The organism is Streptomyces sp. So13.3, assembly GCF_005860785.2.
In the GTDB taxonomy this organism is placed as follows: domain Bacteria; phylum Actinomycetota; class Actinomycetes; order Streptomycetales; family Streptomycetaceae; genus Actinacidiphila; species Actinacidiphila fildesensis.
The window spans coordinates 46,515-62,008 of record NZ_CP048835.1 but is presented as its reverse complement, the minus strand read 5'-3'; the positions used below and the strand labels follow the sequence as shown (position 1 = coordinate 62,008).

The window sequence follows — 15,494 nt, the reverse complement described above, 5'->3', positions numbered from 1 at the left end:
GCCCCTTTGTCCCAGGTCGGACCGTGGTCGGGGTGCCGCTCTGACGTCAGGCGGGTCAGCCGGCCGGGGTGGTGCCTGCGGCGCTCCCGGCGGTGCGGGTGTTCTCTGGGGGCAACGGCGGGGTCGCTGGGCGAGCAGGTGGACAACCGCAGACTGTAAGAAGTTGTTGTCGTTCCGAATCTGAGGGCGATGTTTTCGCTGGTCGGCATAGGGTCGGCGATTCGGTGGGAGTGGTGGCATGTCGTGTCGTCACTCCCCGGGAGGTCACGGATGCCGTCGGTGGTCGGACTGCTGGAACAGCACGAGCTCGCTGCTCGTCGTCGTGTCGAGGGGTTGCGTGAGGAAGCCGATCGCATCCAGGCCGAGCTGGCCGCGGCCGAAGAGGATTGGCAGGAGTGGGTGATCGCCCGCAGGCGAGTGGGCACGGTCCTGGCTCCGGACGGCGAGAGCACCGTTGTCGAGGAGGCCGTCTCCGGCCCGGTCGCGGGCTCGACGTCCCGGCAGGCGCCGAGGGCGAGGTCGCAGGTCCCGGTATGGCGTGAGGGACTGGCGGGGTCGGTGCTGTCGGTGGACTATCAGCGCATCCTACCGCGCTAGCGGACCGGGACCGGCTCCATCAAGGTCCGCTGACCTGCCAGGAGTTGGCCGTGCTGTTCGGTCTGGACGCGGTGCTTAAGACGGGTGGAGGCGCTGCGGTCGAAGGCGAAACGCCTGGTCGCGCGGGGCTGGCTGGCAGAGCGGCAGCCGGGCCGGTTCACGCTCGCGCAGGGTGTGGCCGGGCGAGGCGACGGGTCATGAGCAGGATCATCGACCAGTAGATCATCGCTTCGGCGCTGGTGGTGCGGCGTTCGTAGTCGCGTGCCAGGCGGCGGGTGCGCATCAGGTGGGCGAAGAGGCGCTCGACCATCCACCGTTTGGGCAGGACCACGAAGCCACGCATGTCGTCGCTGCGTTTGACGATCGACAAGACCAGGGCGAGCACGGTGAGGCAGTGCTCGACGAGGGGGCCGGTGTAGCCGCCGTCGGCCCAGACCAGCTCCAACCGGTGGTGGGCATCGGCGACCTGCCGCAGCAGGACCTGTGCGGCGGTGCGATCGCCGACATCCGCGGCGGTGACCATCACGCCCAGCAGCAGGCCGAGGGTGTCGACCACGACGTGCCGCTTGCGCCCGTTGACCAGCTTTCCGCCGTCGAAGCCACGGCTGTCCAAGCCGACGACCGAGTCCGCCTTGACGGACTGCGAGTCGATCACCCCGGCTGTCGGCTCCGCAGTCCGCCCCTCCCTCTCGCGGATCCTCGATCGCAGCCGGTCGTGGAACTCCTTGACCAGGGCGTGGTCGCGCCAACGGCGGAAGAACGCGTAGACGCGGTCCCACGGCGGGAAGTCGGCGGGCATCGCCCGCCACTTGATGCCGTTGTCGACGAGGTAGCGGATCGCATCGAGTATTGCCCGGTGGCAGTACGCCTCCGGCTGTCCGCCCCGGCCGCGCAGCCAGCCGGGCACCGGCAGCAGCGGCCGGACCAGGTCCCACTCCACGTCCGTCATGTCCGAGGGATACCGCCGAACACGTTCCGGGTGATCGGCCGCGTTTCCGAACCGATGAGCGACACAATCACACGTCGGTGCAGCCGAGTTGAACTCCACCGGCGTGAGCACGTAGAACTGCGGCAACAGGGTCTCCTGGATCTCGGTTGGCTTCGCAACCCCGAGCTACCAAGAGGCCCTGCCTTCATGCCCGGGACCAGCTGCGATCACCCGATCGAGACTCCCGTTCGACGCACACCCCTCAAGATCGGAACGACAACAGCTACTAAGGACTCCACGCCGTGGTTACCGCTGTACCGGTGTTCGTCCGCCGGCGGGCGGTGTCATCGGGGGTGGAGAAAGCCGGGAGACTGGGCTTGCGCTCCGGTAACCCGGGGTGGTGGGGCGGCGGGGCCGGGTTGGCGGACCTGGGCCCGCCACGTCCCGTCCCGTGCGCCCGGGCGGGGCGGGGGGCGCGGCGCCGGGCGCTCGGCTTCGCCCGTAGCTCGTAGCTCGTAGCCCGTGGCTCGTGGCTCGTGGCTCGTAATGCGAGCCTTGTCCGCTGCGTAGATCCTGGACATGTTGCCCATCACACGAGGAGGTCGACATGTCCATGCTCGACAAGATCAAAGGCATGCTCAAGGGTCACGAGGACCAGTCCCGGCAAGGTGTCGAGAAGGGCGGCGACTTCGTCGACCGCAAGACGGAGAACAAGTACACCGGTCAGGTCGACACGGCCCAGGACAAGATGAACGAGCAGTTCGGCGGCACGCGTCCGCCCAACGACGAGGCAGGCCGGTAACCCGTCCGCCCGTCCGGCTCGTACCGGGGCGGTGATGATCTCGGCAACCGCCCGTTCAACCATGCGTGCACCGCTCCCCGCCGCTTCCCGCGTTTGGGGGCTGTGACCTGCACTAGTGATGTCTGATGGGGGGTTCTGGACGCCGGCTTCCCCCTCTGCCTGCCCTTCCCCTGACCCGGGCGGGATGGCGGGGTGGGGCCGCGGGCAGGGCAGCGGCGGAACGGGCGGATCGGTCCCCTGCGGCCGACGTGGCGGCCTGAGGCGCCGGTGCCCCGGCGCCGGCTGACCCCGGGCCGGTCGGCGGCACCGGTGATCGTTCAGCGTCGTCTGCGCCACCGGCCTGGGTCTCCCCAGCGGCGGCGGACGCGCTGGTGCCCGTTCACGCCCACGGGCGACCGTCCGACGGGTCCGGCCTGGTACGCCACACCCAGCGTGGCGTACGCGGTGGAGCTCGGATACGACGTCGCGCCGATCGAGGCGTGGGTGCGGGACGACAACAGCCGTTACCTGGACGGCTGGTACAACCGGCTGCGTGACGCCTACCTGGCCACGATGGCCGACCTCGGCGTGGGCGCTGACCTGTCGCCGGAAGACTTCCTGACGGCGATGGACGGCTACCGGCAGCGCGACCCGCACCTGGCGATCGTGGTCACCGCGGTGAAGGCGACTGTGAAGGGCGGCCTGGGCAAGCTGCGCGAACGCCCCCGCGGGGAGGACTGGCGCCCCGGTCAGCCGTGGCGGGCGCTGTCCCGTCCGACGTGGCGGCCCGACATCCGGGCCGCGGTCATCTCCCGCACCCGGATCAACATGCACCGCAAGATCGTCAAGCATGCGGCGGCGACGGGCCAGTACCCGGTCGCGGTCAACTCGGACTGCGCCGTGTACGCGTCCGACGGACCAACCCCGCTCGACTTCCTGCCCTACTCGGACGGCAAGCCGCTGCCGGGCGGCTGGCGGATCGGGGTGAACCCCGGCATGGTCAAGCACGAAGGCACCCAGACCACCTTCTGGGGGAAGAGCGTTCGCGAGCAGTTCAAGGCCCCGGAGCTCAACTTTGCCCGCTACATCAAGGACGGACACGTCACCAACCAGGACGACGGGGAGTAGACCGCGATGAGCATGTTCGGCGACAGCCTGGACACGGCGGTCCAGAAGGCGTTCACCCGCCCGATCCCGAAGGCGGCCGGCGCCCAAGTGCGATACCTGGTCAAGCAACTCAAGGGCACCCAGGCCGTAGCCCAGGCGCTAGGGATCTCCCAGCGCACCGTCGAGCGGTACGTCAAAGAGCAGATCAGAAAGCCCCGCAAGGACCTCAGAGCGCGCCTGGAGCGCGAGGTGAAGACACGCTGGCAGCCGCAGGTCCGGGCGAAGGCCAGGAAGACCGCGGCCACCAGCGACGGCATCGTCATCGACACCTACGCCCGCATCGGCTACAAGGCCCCGATCAACACCACCGACGAAGACCGGATGCGCCACCTCGAAGTCGCCCTGCCCCCGCGCTACGCCGCCCGGTTGTTCGACGCCCAAGAGCGCGGCGCCACCGACACCGAGCTCCAGGAGATCACTGCCGAAGCCCTCAAGGAGGTGTACTTCCAAGACAACGGCCGGCGCGCCGGAAGCCTGGAGGAAGTGCACTTCACCGATGTGCAGAGCATCCGGTTCGGCCTGTAGGCCGACACGGGGGCGGACACACAGAAGGGGCCGGGGAACTCCCCGGCCCCTTCGTGCTGCGTGCGAGATGCCGCCCGTCTGAACTGGCCACTGGGCGGTGTAGTTGGCCAGCTGAGCGTAGGGAGCTGATCCTGCGCTCCCCCCGCAGACGACCCAGCGACCGCCCTTCCCTCCTGCACGCGCGGCGAGCCGGACACCTACCTGAACAATCTGGTCGCCGAGACCTCGGTGCGCTACGGCCGGCCCGGAGGGATCGCGTATCACCACATCGCCGACACCAACATCGCGCTGTTCACCCACTTCATCCCGTGCGGCGTGTGGGAGGCGGTCTACATCATCGAGGGGCTGCTGAAGAACGAGTCCGAGCTGCAGCCGACCACGATCCACGCGGACACGCAGGGCCAGAGCTTCCCGGTGTTCAGCCTCGCCCATTTGCTCGGCTTCGAGCTGATGCCCCGGATCCGGAACTGGAAGGACCTGGTGTTCTTCCGCCCGACCAAGCACACCTCCTATGTGCACATCGACGCGTTGTTCGGCGCGGCCGGGCGCAACGTCATCGACTGGGACCTGATCGAGTCGCACTTCAAGGACCTCATGCGGGTGGCGCTGTCGGTGCGGGGCGGCAAGGTGTCCTCCGTCCTGCTGCTGCGGCGCCTGCGCTCCGGGTCGCGCAAGAACGCCCATTACGCGGCGTTCCGCGAGGTCGGCCGGGTGATCCGCACCATCCAGCTCCTGCGGTACCTGACGGATCCGCAGATGCGCCGGCGGGTGACGGCCGCCACCAACAAGGTCGAGGCGTTCAACGGCTTCTCTGAGTGGGTGCGCTTCGGCAACCGGGGCATCATCGCCGACAACGACCCCGTCGAGCAGGAGAAGGCGGTGAAGTTCAACGCCCTGCTCACCAACTGCCTGATCTTCCACAACACCCTGGACATCGCCCAGGCGGTGCGCGAGCTGCAGGCGGAGGGCTGGAAGACCGAGCCGGAGGACCTGGCCGAGGTCTCGCCCTACCTGACCGAGAAGATCATGCGGTTCGGCGAGTACTCCACCCATGAGCTGGACCTGGCCCCGGAGGCGTACGAGCCGCACCTGGACGTCGACTTCACCAAGCTCGACCCGCAAGACCCGGCCGCGGCTTCCTGATCGTCACCGCCGCTTCGGAAGCGGGCGGCACCGGCCCGCCCGGTGCCGCCCTACGAGACCAGTGTTTTCGACAGGTCGGATGGGAGCCACTTGGTTAGCGGGAGTGGGAGCCACGTTGCTCCGTTCGTGGAGCGTTGGCGGTGCCGGTGGATCATGATCGGCAGTGAGTTTCAGAGCCACCCCTATCGGGTGATATTTCGTCATGACGTTTCGTCGCCGGGGCGTTGTCACCGGGCTCGTGACAGGTGGGTCGATAGGTCGACCGTCCAGGGTCCTCTCGGACTGCGTCCCTGACAGGCCCCGGCCCGTGAGGACCTGGCTCCGTTGCCGTGCTGGCTGCGGTAGGTGTCGAGCAGTCCGCCGGAGCAATCGTCAGTGCCCGTAGGCCACCCGCCTGCTCATTCTGGGCACCCGTGCCGGACGTGATCACCGGCGTCGTCATACGGGGACCTTGTCAGCGGATGACGTCGAAGACGTTCTTCTGCAGACCATTGGGGTAGGCCTCGTGCTCGACCAGCTTGAGCTTCTGGGTGTCCTTGTCCGTGGCGCTGAACAGCCGCTTGCCGGCGCCGAGCAGAAGCGGGAAGACCAGCAGGTGGTAGCGGTCGATCAGGCCGGCGTCCGAAAGGGCCTGGTTCAGCGTGGCACTGCCGTGGACGATGATCGGACCGCCGTCGGTCTCCTTTAGCGCGGCGACGTCGTCGAGCGAGCGCAGGATCGTGGTCTCGCCCCAGTTCGACACCAGCTTGTCCTCGGTGAGGCTGGTGGAGACGACGTACTTCGGCATCGTCTTGTAGTCGGCGAAGTCCGCCATGTCCGGCCACACCGGGCTGAACGCCTCGTAGCTGGTCCGGCCCAGCAGTATTGCGGTGGTCTCCTGCTGCTCGCGGCCCTTGATCTCGAACGCCTCGGGGAGGAACTCAACGTCCTTGAAGGTCCACCCGGAGTTGCGGTAGCCGGGCTCACCGCCCGGGCCCTCCACGACGCCGTCGAGCGAGATGAAAGCGGTGCTGATCAGGGTGCGCATCTGAGGGTTCCTCGGGTGTCTCGTGTCCGGTTCTCATTGAGCCGGCGTGGTCTGGCTTGCGGCTACGGCGCGCTGCCTGCCGTCGATGTGATCACCGTAGCCACTTCGCTTTCAAAAAACAACCAGTCACTTCCAAATCAAAACCGTCGGGGTAGACTTGCCGGCATGGCAACGAAGCGGAGCTACAACGACGCGTGCGGGACGGGCCACGCCCTCGATCTCGTCGGCGAGCGCTGGGCACTCCTGGTGGTCCGCGAGCTGCTGCTGGGCCCCAAGCGGTACGGCCAACTACGCACGGACCTGCCCGGCATCAGCACCAACGTGCTCGCCCAGCGCCTCGCAGAACTGGAGGCCTCCGGCATCGTCCGCAAGCACCGTCTCCCGGCCCCCGCCGCCGCAGAGGCCTACGAGCTCACCGACTGGGGCCTCGAACTCGAACCCGTCGTACGGGCACTGGGCCGCTGGGCGGTGCGCTCGCCGGCCCACGACCGCACCGCCCACCTGAGCGCCACTTCGTTCGTCCTCTCCCTGCGCACCAACTTCGACCCCAGCCGCAGCCAGGGCGTGCACGGGAGATTCGAGCTTCACCTCGGCGACGAAGTCTTCCAAGTCCTCATCGCCGACGGCACCCTTCATGCCGAGCGCGGCTACCAGCAGCAACCGGAAGCCGTCATCACCGCACGGCCCTCCGCGCTCGCGCGCGTCGTGTACGGCGGACGGCAGCTGCCCGACGCGGTCGCTGCGGGGGACGTCCGGGTCGAAGGCGACATCGCCTCCGTCGCACGCCTGACCGCCGTGCTCAGCCTGCCCGCTCCTGCTGCCCCCGCCTCGTGATGACCAAGGAAACCTTGCTGAGGAAACCGGGCCCTACAGCCGGCGCACAACTCTCGGTACGGTAGCCGTCCGCAAGCCACACCTCGGCCCGCATCCTCAGGGGCCTCGGAAACGTGTCCAAACGTTTGGATCCGGTGCTCGACCTCTCCTTGCTTCGGTTCACCCGAGGCAAGGAGGCGAACATGCCTGAACAGCCCCCAGATATCTGTAAGAAGCTGTTGCGCTATCGATCTTGAGGAACGTCGGTTCGAGTGATGAGCCTCGGTCGGGTGGTGTTGGGTTGTGGTCCGCATGAAGGCAGGGCCTCCGGTGCAGCTCGTGGTTGTCGAGACCGTTGAGCGCGCCGGGAGGCCCTGTTGTCCCAGTTCTATGCCCTGGCCGCGGCTGGCTCCAACTTCGTTGCGCGTGGGTGTGATTGTCTCGCGCACCGGTTCGGGAATGCGGCGGATCATCCGCACAGGCGGTCGAGGTATCCCTCGGATATGACAGACGCGGAGTGGGTGCAGGTTCGTGATCTGCTGCCGGTGCCGGGGTGGTTGGAGGGCCGGGGCGGGCGCCCGGAGGCCTACTGTCACCGGCAGATGGTGGACGCGGTGCGCTACCTGGTCGCCGGCGGCATCACGTGGCGGGCGATGCCTGCCGACTTTCCTGCCTGGGACCGCGTCTATGCCTTTTGGCGGCGCTGGCGTGACCAAGGCTGGATCGCGGAGTTCCACGACCGGCTGCGCGACCGGGTCCGCGAGGCCGCCGGCCGGGATACGGAACCGACTGCGGGCATCATCGACGCCCAGTCGGTGAAAGGAGCCGCTTCGGTGCCGGCCGCGAGCCGGGGCTTCGACGGCGGCAAGAAGGTCAACGGCCGCAAGCGCCACATCGTGGTGGACACCCTCGGGCTGCTGCTGGCAGTGAGTGTCACCGCGGCATCGGTCACCGACCGGGACGCCGCACGCACGGTGCTGACCCGCCTGCACCAAAGGCACTGGCCCTGGCCCGGGTATGGGCGGACGGCGGCTATACCGGGCCACTGGTCGACTTCACCCGCAGCACCCTGCGGATCGCGTTGACGGTGGTCAAACGCAGCGACGACTTGTCAGGGTTCGTCGTGCTGCCCAAGAGGTGGCTGGTGGAGCGCACGTTCGCGTGGCTGATGCGCTCACGCCGACTGGCCCGCGACTACGAAACCCGCACCGACAGCTCGCAAGCGATGATCTGGTGGTCGATGAGCATGGTCATGAGCCGCCGCCTCGCCCGCCCACGACGCTGAACATTCCCGGGCTCGCTTCGGCCAACCAGCCCCGCACCGCCAGGCGCTTCGTCTTCGACCGCACCCCCTCGACCTTCGCGGGAACCGGCTCCAGGCCAAGTGCTACCGCCAGCTGCCGGCAGTCCATCGCCCCGCCGCCGGACCTGCCCCGCTCCTGCAGGATTTCCATGATCCGCCGGTAGCCCGGGGCCAGAGCATCAGCCTCAAGCCCGTCCCGCCGCACCGGCACCACCGAACCGGGCCCCGCCGCCGCGACCTGCACCGGCCGCTCGCCGGCCCCAGCGAGTGACGAATCCTCCGCGCTTCCGCGAGGTTCCGCGAGGATCTGGCCGACTGTCTCCCGAGCGATCACGAACCGCTCCCACACAGCCTCTGCCTCACCCAACTCAGCCTGCAAGACCTCCACCCGCTGCCGGGCGGCACGCTCACGCTCTTCCAACAAACCCATCACCGACGGCACCCCAGCACCTCCACCGAAGAGACGACACGACACCTCATCCCTGCCGCCAAGATGGCAATGTCATGCCTGACCAGCGGAAACACAGCGATCACTCGCGGAAAGACAACAGCTTCTAAGCTTGAAATTTAACCTTTGTGGCCTTTAAGGCGATTGCGTTCAGTGATGCTCTCGGGGCGTCTGGTCGTTTTGCCCACATCGTGGCGGGTGGCGGGATGGCGGTTCTTCGAGCCGACTGGACGGCCTGGCCCGGGTGTTGAGGGTTTCGGTGCACGGGCAGGACTGTGCAGGTGCGGGCGGAGGTTGCGAAATCCCCGGCGGACGCGGGCCGGGGTGAGCCGGGCGGGCTCCGTTCGCTTCTCCCACGGGCGACGAAGGTCGGCGGCGGCTTCGCGGAGGAGCCTGAGCTGGGTGTGGGCCGCGATCACGAGCCACGTCCAGCGGTCCGCAGCCTCGGGGGTGCGGAGCTTGGGGCGGGTCCAGCCGAACGTCTGCTTGATCATGCGGAAGGTGTGCTCGATGTCGAAGCGGCGGAGGAATGCCTGCCAGCGCAGATCGACGTCCTCACCGGTCATGCCGGTCTTCGAGGACCACAGCCAGACCGGCTGCGGGTCCTGGCCGCTGGGCAGTCTGTCGACCGCCAGGCGGATCTGGGTGCCCTCGATGATGGGGAGCTCACCGGTGTGGTCGATCCATGCACAGCGGGTGGTCAGATGTGGATGGAGACGGTCGAAGGCCACAGCCCGAGCGGTGCCGTAGCGGTCGGTGACCTGCATGGTTTCCACGTCCGGGGCGCCCCAGGTGTCCGGATCGGCGAAGCGGAACACTCCTCCGTGCCGGGTCGGGCGGCCGGCCCGGCGGGTGCGGGGCGGCGGCGGGCGTCGCATGACACGGTCGGAACGCATCCGGCCCAGAACCTCGACAGGCAGACCCGCGAGGAGGTGGGCCAGGCGCGGGGCGTCGTAGCCGGCGTCGAGGACGATCAGGACGTCCGGATCACCGGGCTCCCACTGGCCTGCGTCGATCAGGTCGGTGACCACGCGGCGGACCTGGGCCGCGGTGACCTCGGCGACGTCGTCGTCGGGGCCGAGCCGCCTCGCGTCCAGGAGTTGGCACCAGGAGGTGCGGCCGGTCTCCAAGGCGGCCACGAACGAGTACGGCCAGCCGGGCACGAGCTGGTCGCTGGAGCGCCCGCTGCGTCCGTAGACGTGGCAGAACAGCCGGTCCGGGCTGCACGGGGCGTCGGGCCGCAGCCAGTGGGTCACGTCGACCGCGAGGACGATCCGGTTGTCGGCGGCCTTGGGCTGCGGCAGCATCGCCAGAGCGTGCCGCAACCCGTCCACGTCGATACGCCCGCAGTTCAGCGCGTCGTACAACGCGCCGTGCCCGCGCCGGTGTTCGGCCAGCAGCGTCAGGTCAACCGGCGAGGTCACCGGTCCGTTCTCGCAGAGCATCGCGTCCGTGAGCTCGAACAGAGTGTCACCACGCCGGGTCAGGGACGCGTAGAAGTCCTCCCGGAAGTGTGACGTGAAGTCGAGTGCCTCGTGCCAAGCATTGTGATGCAGCAGACTCACCCCTGCGGCCTTCGTATGAGTGCGGTTCGGTGACAGAACGCATGCTCATGCGGAGGCCGTCCGCCTGTCCGGTAAAGGCCCAGGTGAGTGATGGTGTCCTACTCGATGTTCGAGTCCGGACCATAAATAACAAGCTACAACAGCCGGCGCATCCAAAAACGTCTCGGCTTCCTCAGCCCCATCGAGTTCGAGGAACAGCACTACACCAACCGAGCGACGACCGAACTAGCGAACCTGAACACCCGCCAACCCGTCCTGACCAGCTGATCATCACCTCCCGCACACCGGGGGAACCTCAGCCAGCTGCTGAAGCCATTCGCGGAGCAGCGCCATCTCGGCGTCTCGCAGAGATACCCCGGTGCCCGCAGCCGGGGACTTGGTGGTGAGCGCGGTTTCCAGTGCGGCGTCGAGGGCGAGTGCGCGCGAGGCCAGGTCCGACCCGGACGAGGCGGGCGGGTCCGTGGTGATCGAGGCGATGACGGTGTCCCGCAGCCGTGCCGAAGTGGTCAGGTCCCGCTCCGAGGGCTCTTCGCCGATCAGCGCCAGCGTGGCACCCGTTGTCGCCGCGTGGATGACGCGGGTCGCCTGCGCCACCGGAACCCGAAGGCGTCCGGCCTCGGCCGCCCGGCCCAGCAGTGTCACCAGCAGGGCGTGTGCCTCGTCCGCGGCCGGGGGCCGCCGCCCGGGCTGCAGTGTGCCGTACATGAGCATGTAGAACGCGGGGTGCCGCACTCCGAAGTCGACGTGCAGGTCCCAGCCGCGGTAGAGGTCGGCCACCGGGTCGTCGGGGGTCAGCGCCAGTGCCTCCCTTTTCTCGGCCAGGTACATCTCGAACCCGTAGGCGGCCAGCTCGGCCAGGAGTCCGGCCTTGTCGTCGAACATCCGGTACAGCGCTGGGGCCGTGATGCCTGCGGCCGCGGCGACAGCGCGCGTGGAGACCGCCTCGCTGCCGCCCTCTTCCAAAAGCTTGGCGGCCACCTGCAGCACCTGGCGCCGCGCGGCGCGTCGTCCCTCGTTCATGGAACAACGATATCTCATTTTGTGGATCACCGCCCTATCGGTGCTACTGTTTTAAGCGGAACGACGATCCAGGCTGGTGGTGGTCGGCGCCGGCCCGCGACACCCGGGCATGCGCCGCGCCCCGGCCGGGCCGTCGGCTCCACTCGTGGAGCCGTGCGGCCGACCGCCGCAGCGGGCACCGCGTCGACCGCCCGCGCCACCGAACACGCCGCCATCGCGGCAGGAGAGGAACACCCATGTCCGACATCTCGATCGTCATCGCATCGCATTCCGGCTACGGCCACACCGCCCAGATCGCCGCGGCCGTCGAAGACGGCGCGCGCTCCATCGCCGGGACACAGGTCCAGCGCGTGGACGTCGCCTCCCTCAGCGACGCCGACTGGGAACTGATGGACGCCGCAGACGCCATCATCTTCGGCACCCCCACTTACATGGGCACCGCATCCGGGGCGTTTCACGCCTTCGCCGAGGCCAGCAGCAAGCGGTGGATGACCCGCGCCTGGAGCGACAAGCTCGCGGCGGGATTCACCAACTCCGGCTCCATGAGCGGCGACAAGCTGCACACCCTGCAGTACCTCTCACTCCTGGCGGCCCAGCACGGAATGCTCTGGGTGAGCCTGAACCTCCTGCCGGGCTGGAACACCACCACATCCAGCCCCCAGGACGACAACCGACTCGGCTTCTACCTCGGCGCCGGCGCACAAAGCTTCAATGACACCCCCGCCGTCCACGACGCAGACCTGAACACCGCCCGCCACCTCGGCCGGCGAGTCGCCGAGCACACCCGCATCCACCGCGCCGGCCTGACCGCCGCAGCGCACTGACACTACGGTCAGCCAAAAAATACCTTTTAATATCTTTCAGGGGAGTGCGTCATGCAGCACCGGACACTGGGAAGCCAGGGCCTTGAGGTCTCGGCGATCGGCTACGGCGCGATGGGCCTGACCATGGCCTACGGACCCACCGACGAGGAGGCCGGTGTCGCCGCCCTCCGCCGCGCCCACGACCTGAGCGTCACCTTCTTCGACACCGCCGAGATGTACGGCTGGGGCACCGGATCCAACGAGATCCTGGTCGGCAAGGCGGTCAGGGACTTCCGCGACGACGTGGTCCTGGCCACCAAGTTCGGGGTCGACATGTCCATGGCTCCGGAGCAGATCGGCGAAGCTCTCAACAGCCGGCCCGACAACATCCGCAAGGTCGCCGACAACAGCCTGCGCTACCTCGGCGTGGATCACATCGACGTCTTCTACCAGCACCGCGTCGACCCCCAGGTGCCCATCGAGGAGGTCGCGGGCACCGTCAAGGAGCTGATCGACGCGGGCAAGGTGAAGTACTTCGGCCTCAGCGAGGCCGGACCCGAGACGATCCGCAAGGCGCACGCCGTGCAGCCGGTCTCCGTCCTGCAGACCGAGTACTCCCTGTTCGAACGGGACGCCGAGCAGCTCTTCCCCACCCTGGACGAACTCGGCGTCGGCTTCGTCGCCTACTCCCCCCTCGGCCGCGGCTTCATCACCGGCACCGCCAAGCCCGCCGACCAGTACGAAGCCACCGACATACGCACCGTCGACCCGCGCTGGCAGCCGGGCAACTTCGAGAAGAACGTCGAAGCCGTCGACCGGCTCGCCGAGCTCGCGGCGACCAAGGGTGCCACCGTCTCCCAGCTCGCCCTGGCCTGGCTTCTGACCCGGGGCGAGCACATCGTGCCCATCCCCGGCACCCGCAGCCAAAAGCGCATCGAGGAGAATACCGGCGCCGCCGACCTCACCCTCACCGACACCGACCTCAAGGCCATCGACGAGATCCTGCCTCAGGGCGGCTTCGGCGCCCGCTACGCCGGTGGGCACGTGCCCACCTGGATCTGATATCCACCTCGGGACAGATGCCACTCAGGTCGGCTCCGGTGACATCAGCGCAGGGCGGCGGGAGCGAGGCGGATGGTTTCGTGTGGGCGCGTTCGGATGCGTATGGGCATGGGCGTGTAGGCCGTTTTGACCGGCTCGACGGGGTGGGGCGCGGCTCGGGCCCCGGGCAGAGCGCAAACACGGGGCGCCCGCAGCACACCCCACCCACCATAAAGCCCCCCGCACTCCCGCACTCCCGCCCTTTCACCTGCAGCGTTCGGCTAGAGCGTCACCGAGACGCTTTAGCGTGACGCCTCCCGCCGGCGCCAGGCCCGCGTCCGGCACCGCGCAGAACAGAACCGCGCCGACCGCGGATGCTCCACCCCCACAGTCCAACACCGCCCACACACCGGGCACCGGGCCTGCTCACCCCGCTGCATCGCCACCACCCGCTGTCGAGCCCGCCCAAGCGCCCTCCACCGCCGTGACCTGCACCGACCCGAACAAAACACCGCCTCCGGCGCCATCGATACCGACAGCGGATCACCACACTCTCGGCAATACCGCCGGCCCCCACCCCGCCCACCATCCCGCGGCTTCACACCCCAGATCATCCAGCCGCACCACAACCCTGACCAGCCTTCAAAAACAGGCACTGATGGCGTCGAATACTCGTCGGTAGTTGGCGTCATCGCATTGCCGGTGTGTGGCTGCGCGGCGCGCGGCGGGTTCCTGGAGTGTGGCGCCTGACGGGGGCTCATGTTGAGGGGGACATGATGGTGCGTGTTCGTAAGGTCGTGGTGGTGGTTGGTGCTGATGTTCTGGCGGTGGCCTCGCCGCTGGTCTACACGCTGGGTCGGTGGAGGTGGGGAACGTGGTGAGCGCGTCGGTCATCGCGGCCACCGCGGTCGCGGCGCTGGCGGTTCCGCTGGGGCCGGACCGCACCAGTGCGCCGTCGGAGGGTGAGGTGTCCGGGGAGGCCGTCGCGAAGGACACTGCACAGGCCAGGGCCGACGGGGGCGGGGAGGCGAACACGGGTGTGCGGCGCCGGCAGGGTGCGGGCGGCTCGGCGCGGGCCGAGCGCACCGGGGACGCGGTCGCCCGGGATCCGGGCAGCCTCGCCAACACCGCCGTCAGGTTGGCGGAGTCTCACTGTGTGTTGGCGCTGCCCGGAGGCTGGTCGGGGGTGTCGGGGATCAGGTGCGGCGGGCGGCCCAGACGGTGCGCTCGGTGCGCATCGTCAGGTCGTCGCGGCGCAGGATGCTGTTTGGGCTGTCGGTGTCGAGGAGCTGGTCGAGCGCGGTGAGATCCTCGGGGGAGAGTGTCTCGGCGACGGCGCTGCGGATGCGCTGCAGGCCGCCGAGGGCGTAGCGGCCGATCGCTTCGTTGCGGGAGCCCTCGATGTTCACGGTGATGGTGTGCTCGCCCTCGACGGTGAATCCGGCGTCGGTGAGCATCGGGCCCCAGTCGGCGCCGCGGTGGGGCATGCGCTCAGCCTGCATGCGGTCGGTCGCTGCGTGGACGCGTTCTTCCAGGCCGGGCCGGTCCGTAGGGGCGCTTGGGGGCAGGAAGCGGGGGAAGCCGGCGAGTTCGACGACGGCGAACAGACCGCCGGGAGTGAGCAGGTCGTGGACGGTGCGCAGTACGCGGTTGGGGCGGGCCATGTGGTGCATCGAGGCTGACGCCCACACCAGGTCCGGTGATCCGAGGTCGGGCCACCCGGCGGCGTCAAGGTCGGCCTGTACGGTGCGCACGCGCTTCTCCACTTCGCGTGCGCACGCTTTTGTGCGCAGGCGCTGAAGGTGCTCGGCTGAAGTATCGACGGCGGTGTCGGCGTACTACCTAACCTCCCCAACCGCGTACGGATGAACGTCCCCAGCTATGTCGTGTGCGGGAGCACGGCTGCGTCAGCCCCTGACGATGCAGAAGGGATGCCCGGCCGGATCAGTGAGGACCCGCCACCTGTCCTCATGCGGCTGGTGATGAGCCTTGCCTGCTCCCAGCTCCAGCAACCGAGCCTCCGCCTCGTCCAGGTCCGCGACGTCGAAGCAAAGGTGAAATTGTTGGGGAACGGCCTGATCAGGCCAGCTCGGCGCCCGGTAGTCGTCGACCCGTTGAAAGCCTATGAGGAGTCCATCCTCACGGTTGAGACCGGCAAAGTCAGCGTCCGACTTCGGGTGCGGCTCAAGGCCGGTGGCCTGTTGATAGAACACCGCCAGAGCCAGTGGATCAGGGCAATCTAGTGTTATCGCGCTCAACTTCATCTTCAAGGGCATGGCATCTCCGAGCTGATCAGCAGACTTTCCTGATGCCACCCTAAAAGGGGCCGCCCC

At 68.3% G+C, this 15,494-nt stretch carries 14 protein-coding genes and 3 pseudogenes; 10 read left to right on the top strand and 7 right to left on the bottom strand.

What is annotated here, in order from left to right; genetic code table 11:
- Nucleotides 1–270 precede the first annotated feature (270 nt).
- Nucleotides 271–798 (top strand): annotated as a pseudogene (locus tag C8250_RS00320) (hypothetical protein).
- Here the strand turns inward: C8250_RS00320 and C8250_RS00315 are convergent.
- Nucleotides 755–1,546: an IS5 family transposase gene (locus tag C8250_RS00315; RefSeq protein ID WP_138359041.1), complete on the bottom strand. Its 792-nt coding sequence runs from the start codon at nucleotides 1,544–1,546 to the stop codon at nucleotides 755–757. The pseudogene C8250_RS00320 and the gene C8250_RS00315 overlap by 44 nt on opposite strands.
- Nucleotides 1,547–2,132: 586 nt before the next feature.
- Between C8250_RS00315 and C8250_RS00310 the strand changes: the two genes are divergently transcribed.
- The 4 genes and pseudogenes from C8250_RS00310 to C8250_RS00295 all read left to right on the top strand — a co-directional run bounded on the left by C8250_RS00310 (nucleotide 2,133) and on the right by C8250_RS00295 (nucleotide 5,141).
- The gene (locus tag C8250_RS00310) at nucleotides 2,133–2,327 is read left to right on the top strand and encodes an antitoxin (protein WP_138359716.1); all 195 of its coding nucleotides are present in this window, start codon (nucleotides 2,133–2,135) and stop codon (nucleotides 2,325–2,327) included.
- Between the two features lie 375 nt (nucleotides 2,328–2,702).
- A pseudogene (locus C8250_RS00305) lies at nucleotides 2,703–3,434 on the top strand (transcriptional regulator); the annotation flags it as partial.
- Nucleotides 3,435–3,440: 6 nt separating this feature from the next.
- Complete coding sequence (locus C8250_RS00300) at nucleotides 3,441–3,998, top strand: XRE family transcriptional regulator (protein WP_138359535.1); 558 nt, start codon at nucleotides 3,441–3,443, stop codon at nucleotides 3,996–3,998.
- Nucleotides 3,999–4,199: 201 nt separating this feature from the next.
- Nucleotides 4,200–5,141, top strand: a complete 942-nt coding sequence (locus tag C8250_RS00295; RefSeq protein WP_138359537.1) for a Tn3 family transposase — start codon at nucleotides 4,200–4,202, stop codon at nucleotides 5,139–5,141.
- Nucleotides 5,142–5,595: 454 nt separating this feature from the next.
- Here C8250_RS00295 and C8250_RS00290 read toward each other — a convergent pair whose 3' ends face one another.
- Nucleotides 5,596–6,168: a dihydrofolate reductase family protein gene (locus tag C8250_RS00290; RefSeq protein ID WP_138359539.1), complete on the bottom strand. Its 573-nt coding sequence runs from the start codon at nucleotides 6,166–6,168 to the stop codon at nucleotides 5,596–5,598.
- A gap of 165 nt (nucleotides 6,169–6,333) precedes the next feature.
- Between C8250_RS00290 and C8250_RS00285 the strand changes: the two genes are divergently transcribed.
- The 3 genes from C8250_RS00285 (at nucleotide 6,334) to C8250_RS44375 (ending at nucleotide 8,266) form a co-directional block, all read left to right on the top strand.
- Nucleotides 6,334–7,002, top strand: a complete 669-nt coding sequence (locus C8250_RS00285) for a winged helix-turn-helix transcriptional regulator (RefSeq protein WP_138359541.1) — start codon at nucleotides 6,334–6,336, stop codon at nucleotides 7,000–7,002.
- A 482-nt stretch (nucleotides 7,003–7,484) separates the two neighbouring features.
- Entirely contained in the window at nucleotides 7,485–8,066 is a 582-nt protein-coding gene (locus C8250_RS00280) for an IS5 family transposase (RefSeq protein WP_269290382.1), read from the top strand.
- On the top strand, nucleotides 7,982–8,266 hold the full coding sequence (locus tag C8250_RS44375; RefSeq protein WP_346268794.1) for a transposase: 285 nt from the start codon (nucleotides 7,982–7,984) through the stop codon (nucleotides 8,264–8,266). The genes C8250_RS00280 and C8250_RS44375 overlap by 85 nt, the downstream gene beginning before the upstream one ends.
- On the opposite strand, the gene C8250_RS00275 is transcribed toward C8250_RS44375, so the two are convergent.
- The 3 genes from C8250_RS00275 to C8250_RS00265 form a co-directional block, all read right to left on the bottom strand.
- On the bottom strand, nucleotides 8,232–8,726 hold the full coding sequence (locus C8250_RS00275) for a hypothetical protein (protein ID WP_138359645.1): 495 nt from the start codon (nucleotides 8,724–8,726) through the stop codon (nucleotides 8,232–8,234). The genes C8250_RS44375 and C8250_RS00275 overlap by 35 nt on opposite strands.
- Nucleotides 8,727–8,851: 125 nt before the next feature.
- Nucleotides 8,852–10,297 carry an NF041680 family putative transposase gene (locus tag C8250_RS00270; protein WP_138359647.1) on the bottom strand — a complete coding sequence of 482 codons (1,446 nt, stop codon included), beginning with the start codon at nucleotides 10,295–10,297 and terminating at the stop codon, nucleotides 8,852–8,854.
- A 270-nt stretch (nucleotides 10,298–10,567) separates the two neighbouring features.
- Complete coding sequence (locus C8250_RS00265; RefSeq protein ID WP_138359533.1) at nucleotides 10,568–11,317, bottom strand: TetR/AcrR family transcriptional regulator; 750 nt, start codon at nucleotides 11,315–11,317, stop codon at nucleotides 10,568–10,570.
- A gap of 236 nt (nucleotides 11,318–11,553) precedes the next feature.
- On the opposite strand from C8250_RS00265, the gene C8250_RS00260 reads away from it, so the two are divergent.
- Nucleotides 11,554–12,141: a flavodoxin family protein gene (locus tag C8250_RS00260; RefSeq protein ID WP_138359531.1), complete on the top strand. Its 588-nt coding sequence runs from the start codon at nucleotides 11,554–11,556 to the stop codon at nucleotides 12,139–12,141.
- A gap of 51 nt (nucleotides 12,142–12,192) precedes the next feature.
- A complete protein-coding gene (locus C8250_RS00255) occupies nucleotides 12,193–13,182 on the top strand; it encodes an aldo/keto reductase (protein ID WP_138359529.1) in 990 nt (329 codons plus the stop codon).
- Between the two features lie 1,175 nt (nucleotides 13,183–14,357).
- On the opposite strand, the pseudogene C8250_RS00250 reads toward C8250_RS00255, so the two are convergent.
- A pseudogene (locus C8250_RS00250) lies at nucleotides 14,358–14,990 on the bottom strand (class I SAM-dependent methyltransferase); the annotation flags it as partial.
- 78 nt (nucleotides 14,991–15,068) lie between these two features.
- Nucleotides 15,069–15,437, bottom strand: a complete 369-nt coding sequence (locus tag C8250_RS00245) for a VOC family protein (RefSeq protein WP_138359591.1) — start codon at nucleotides 15,435–15,437, stop codon at nucleotides 15,069–15,071.
- Nucleotides 15,438–15,494 lie beyond the last annotated feature (57 nt).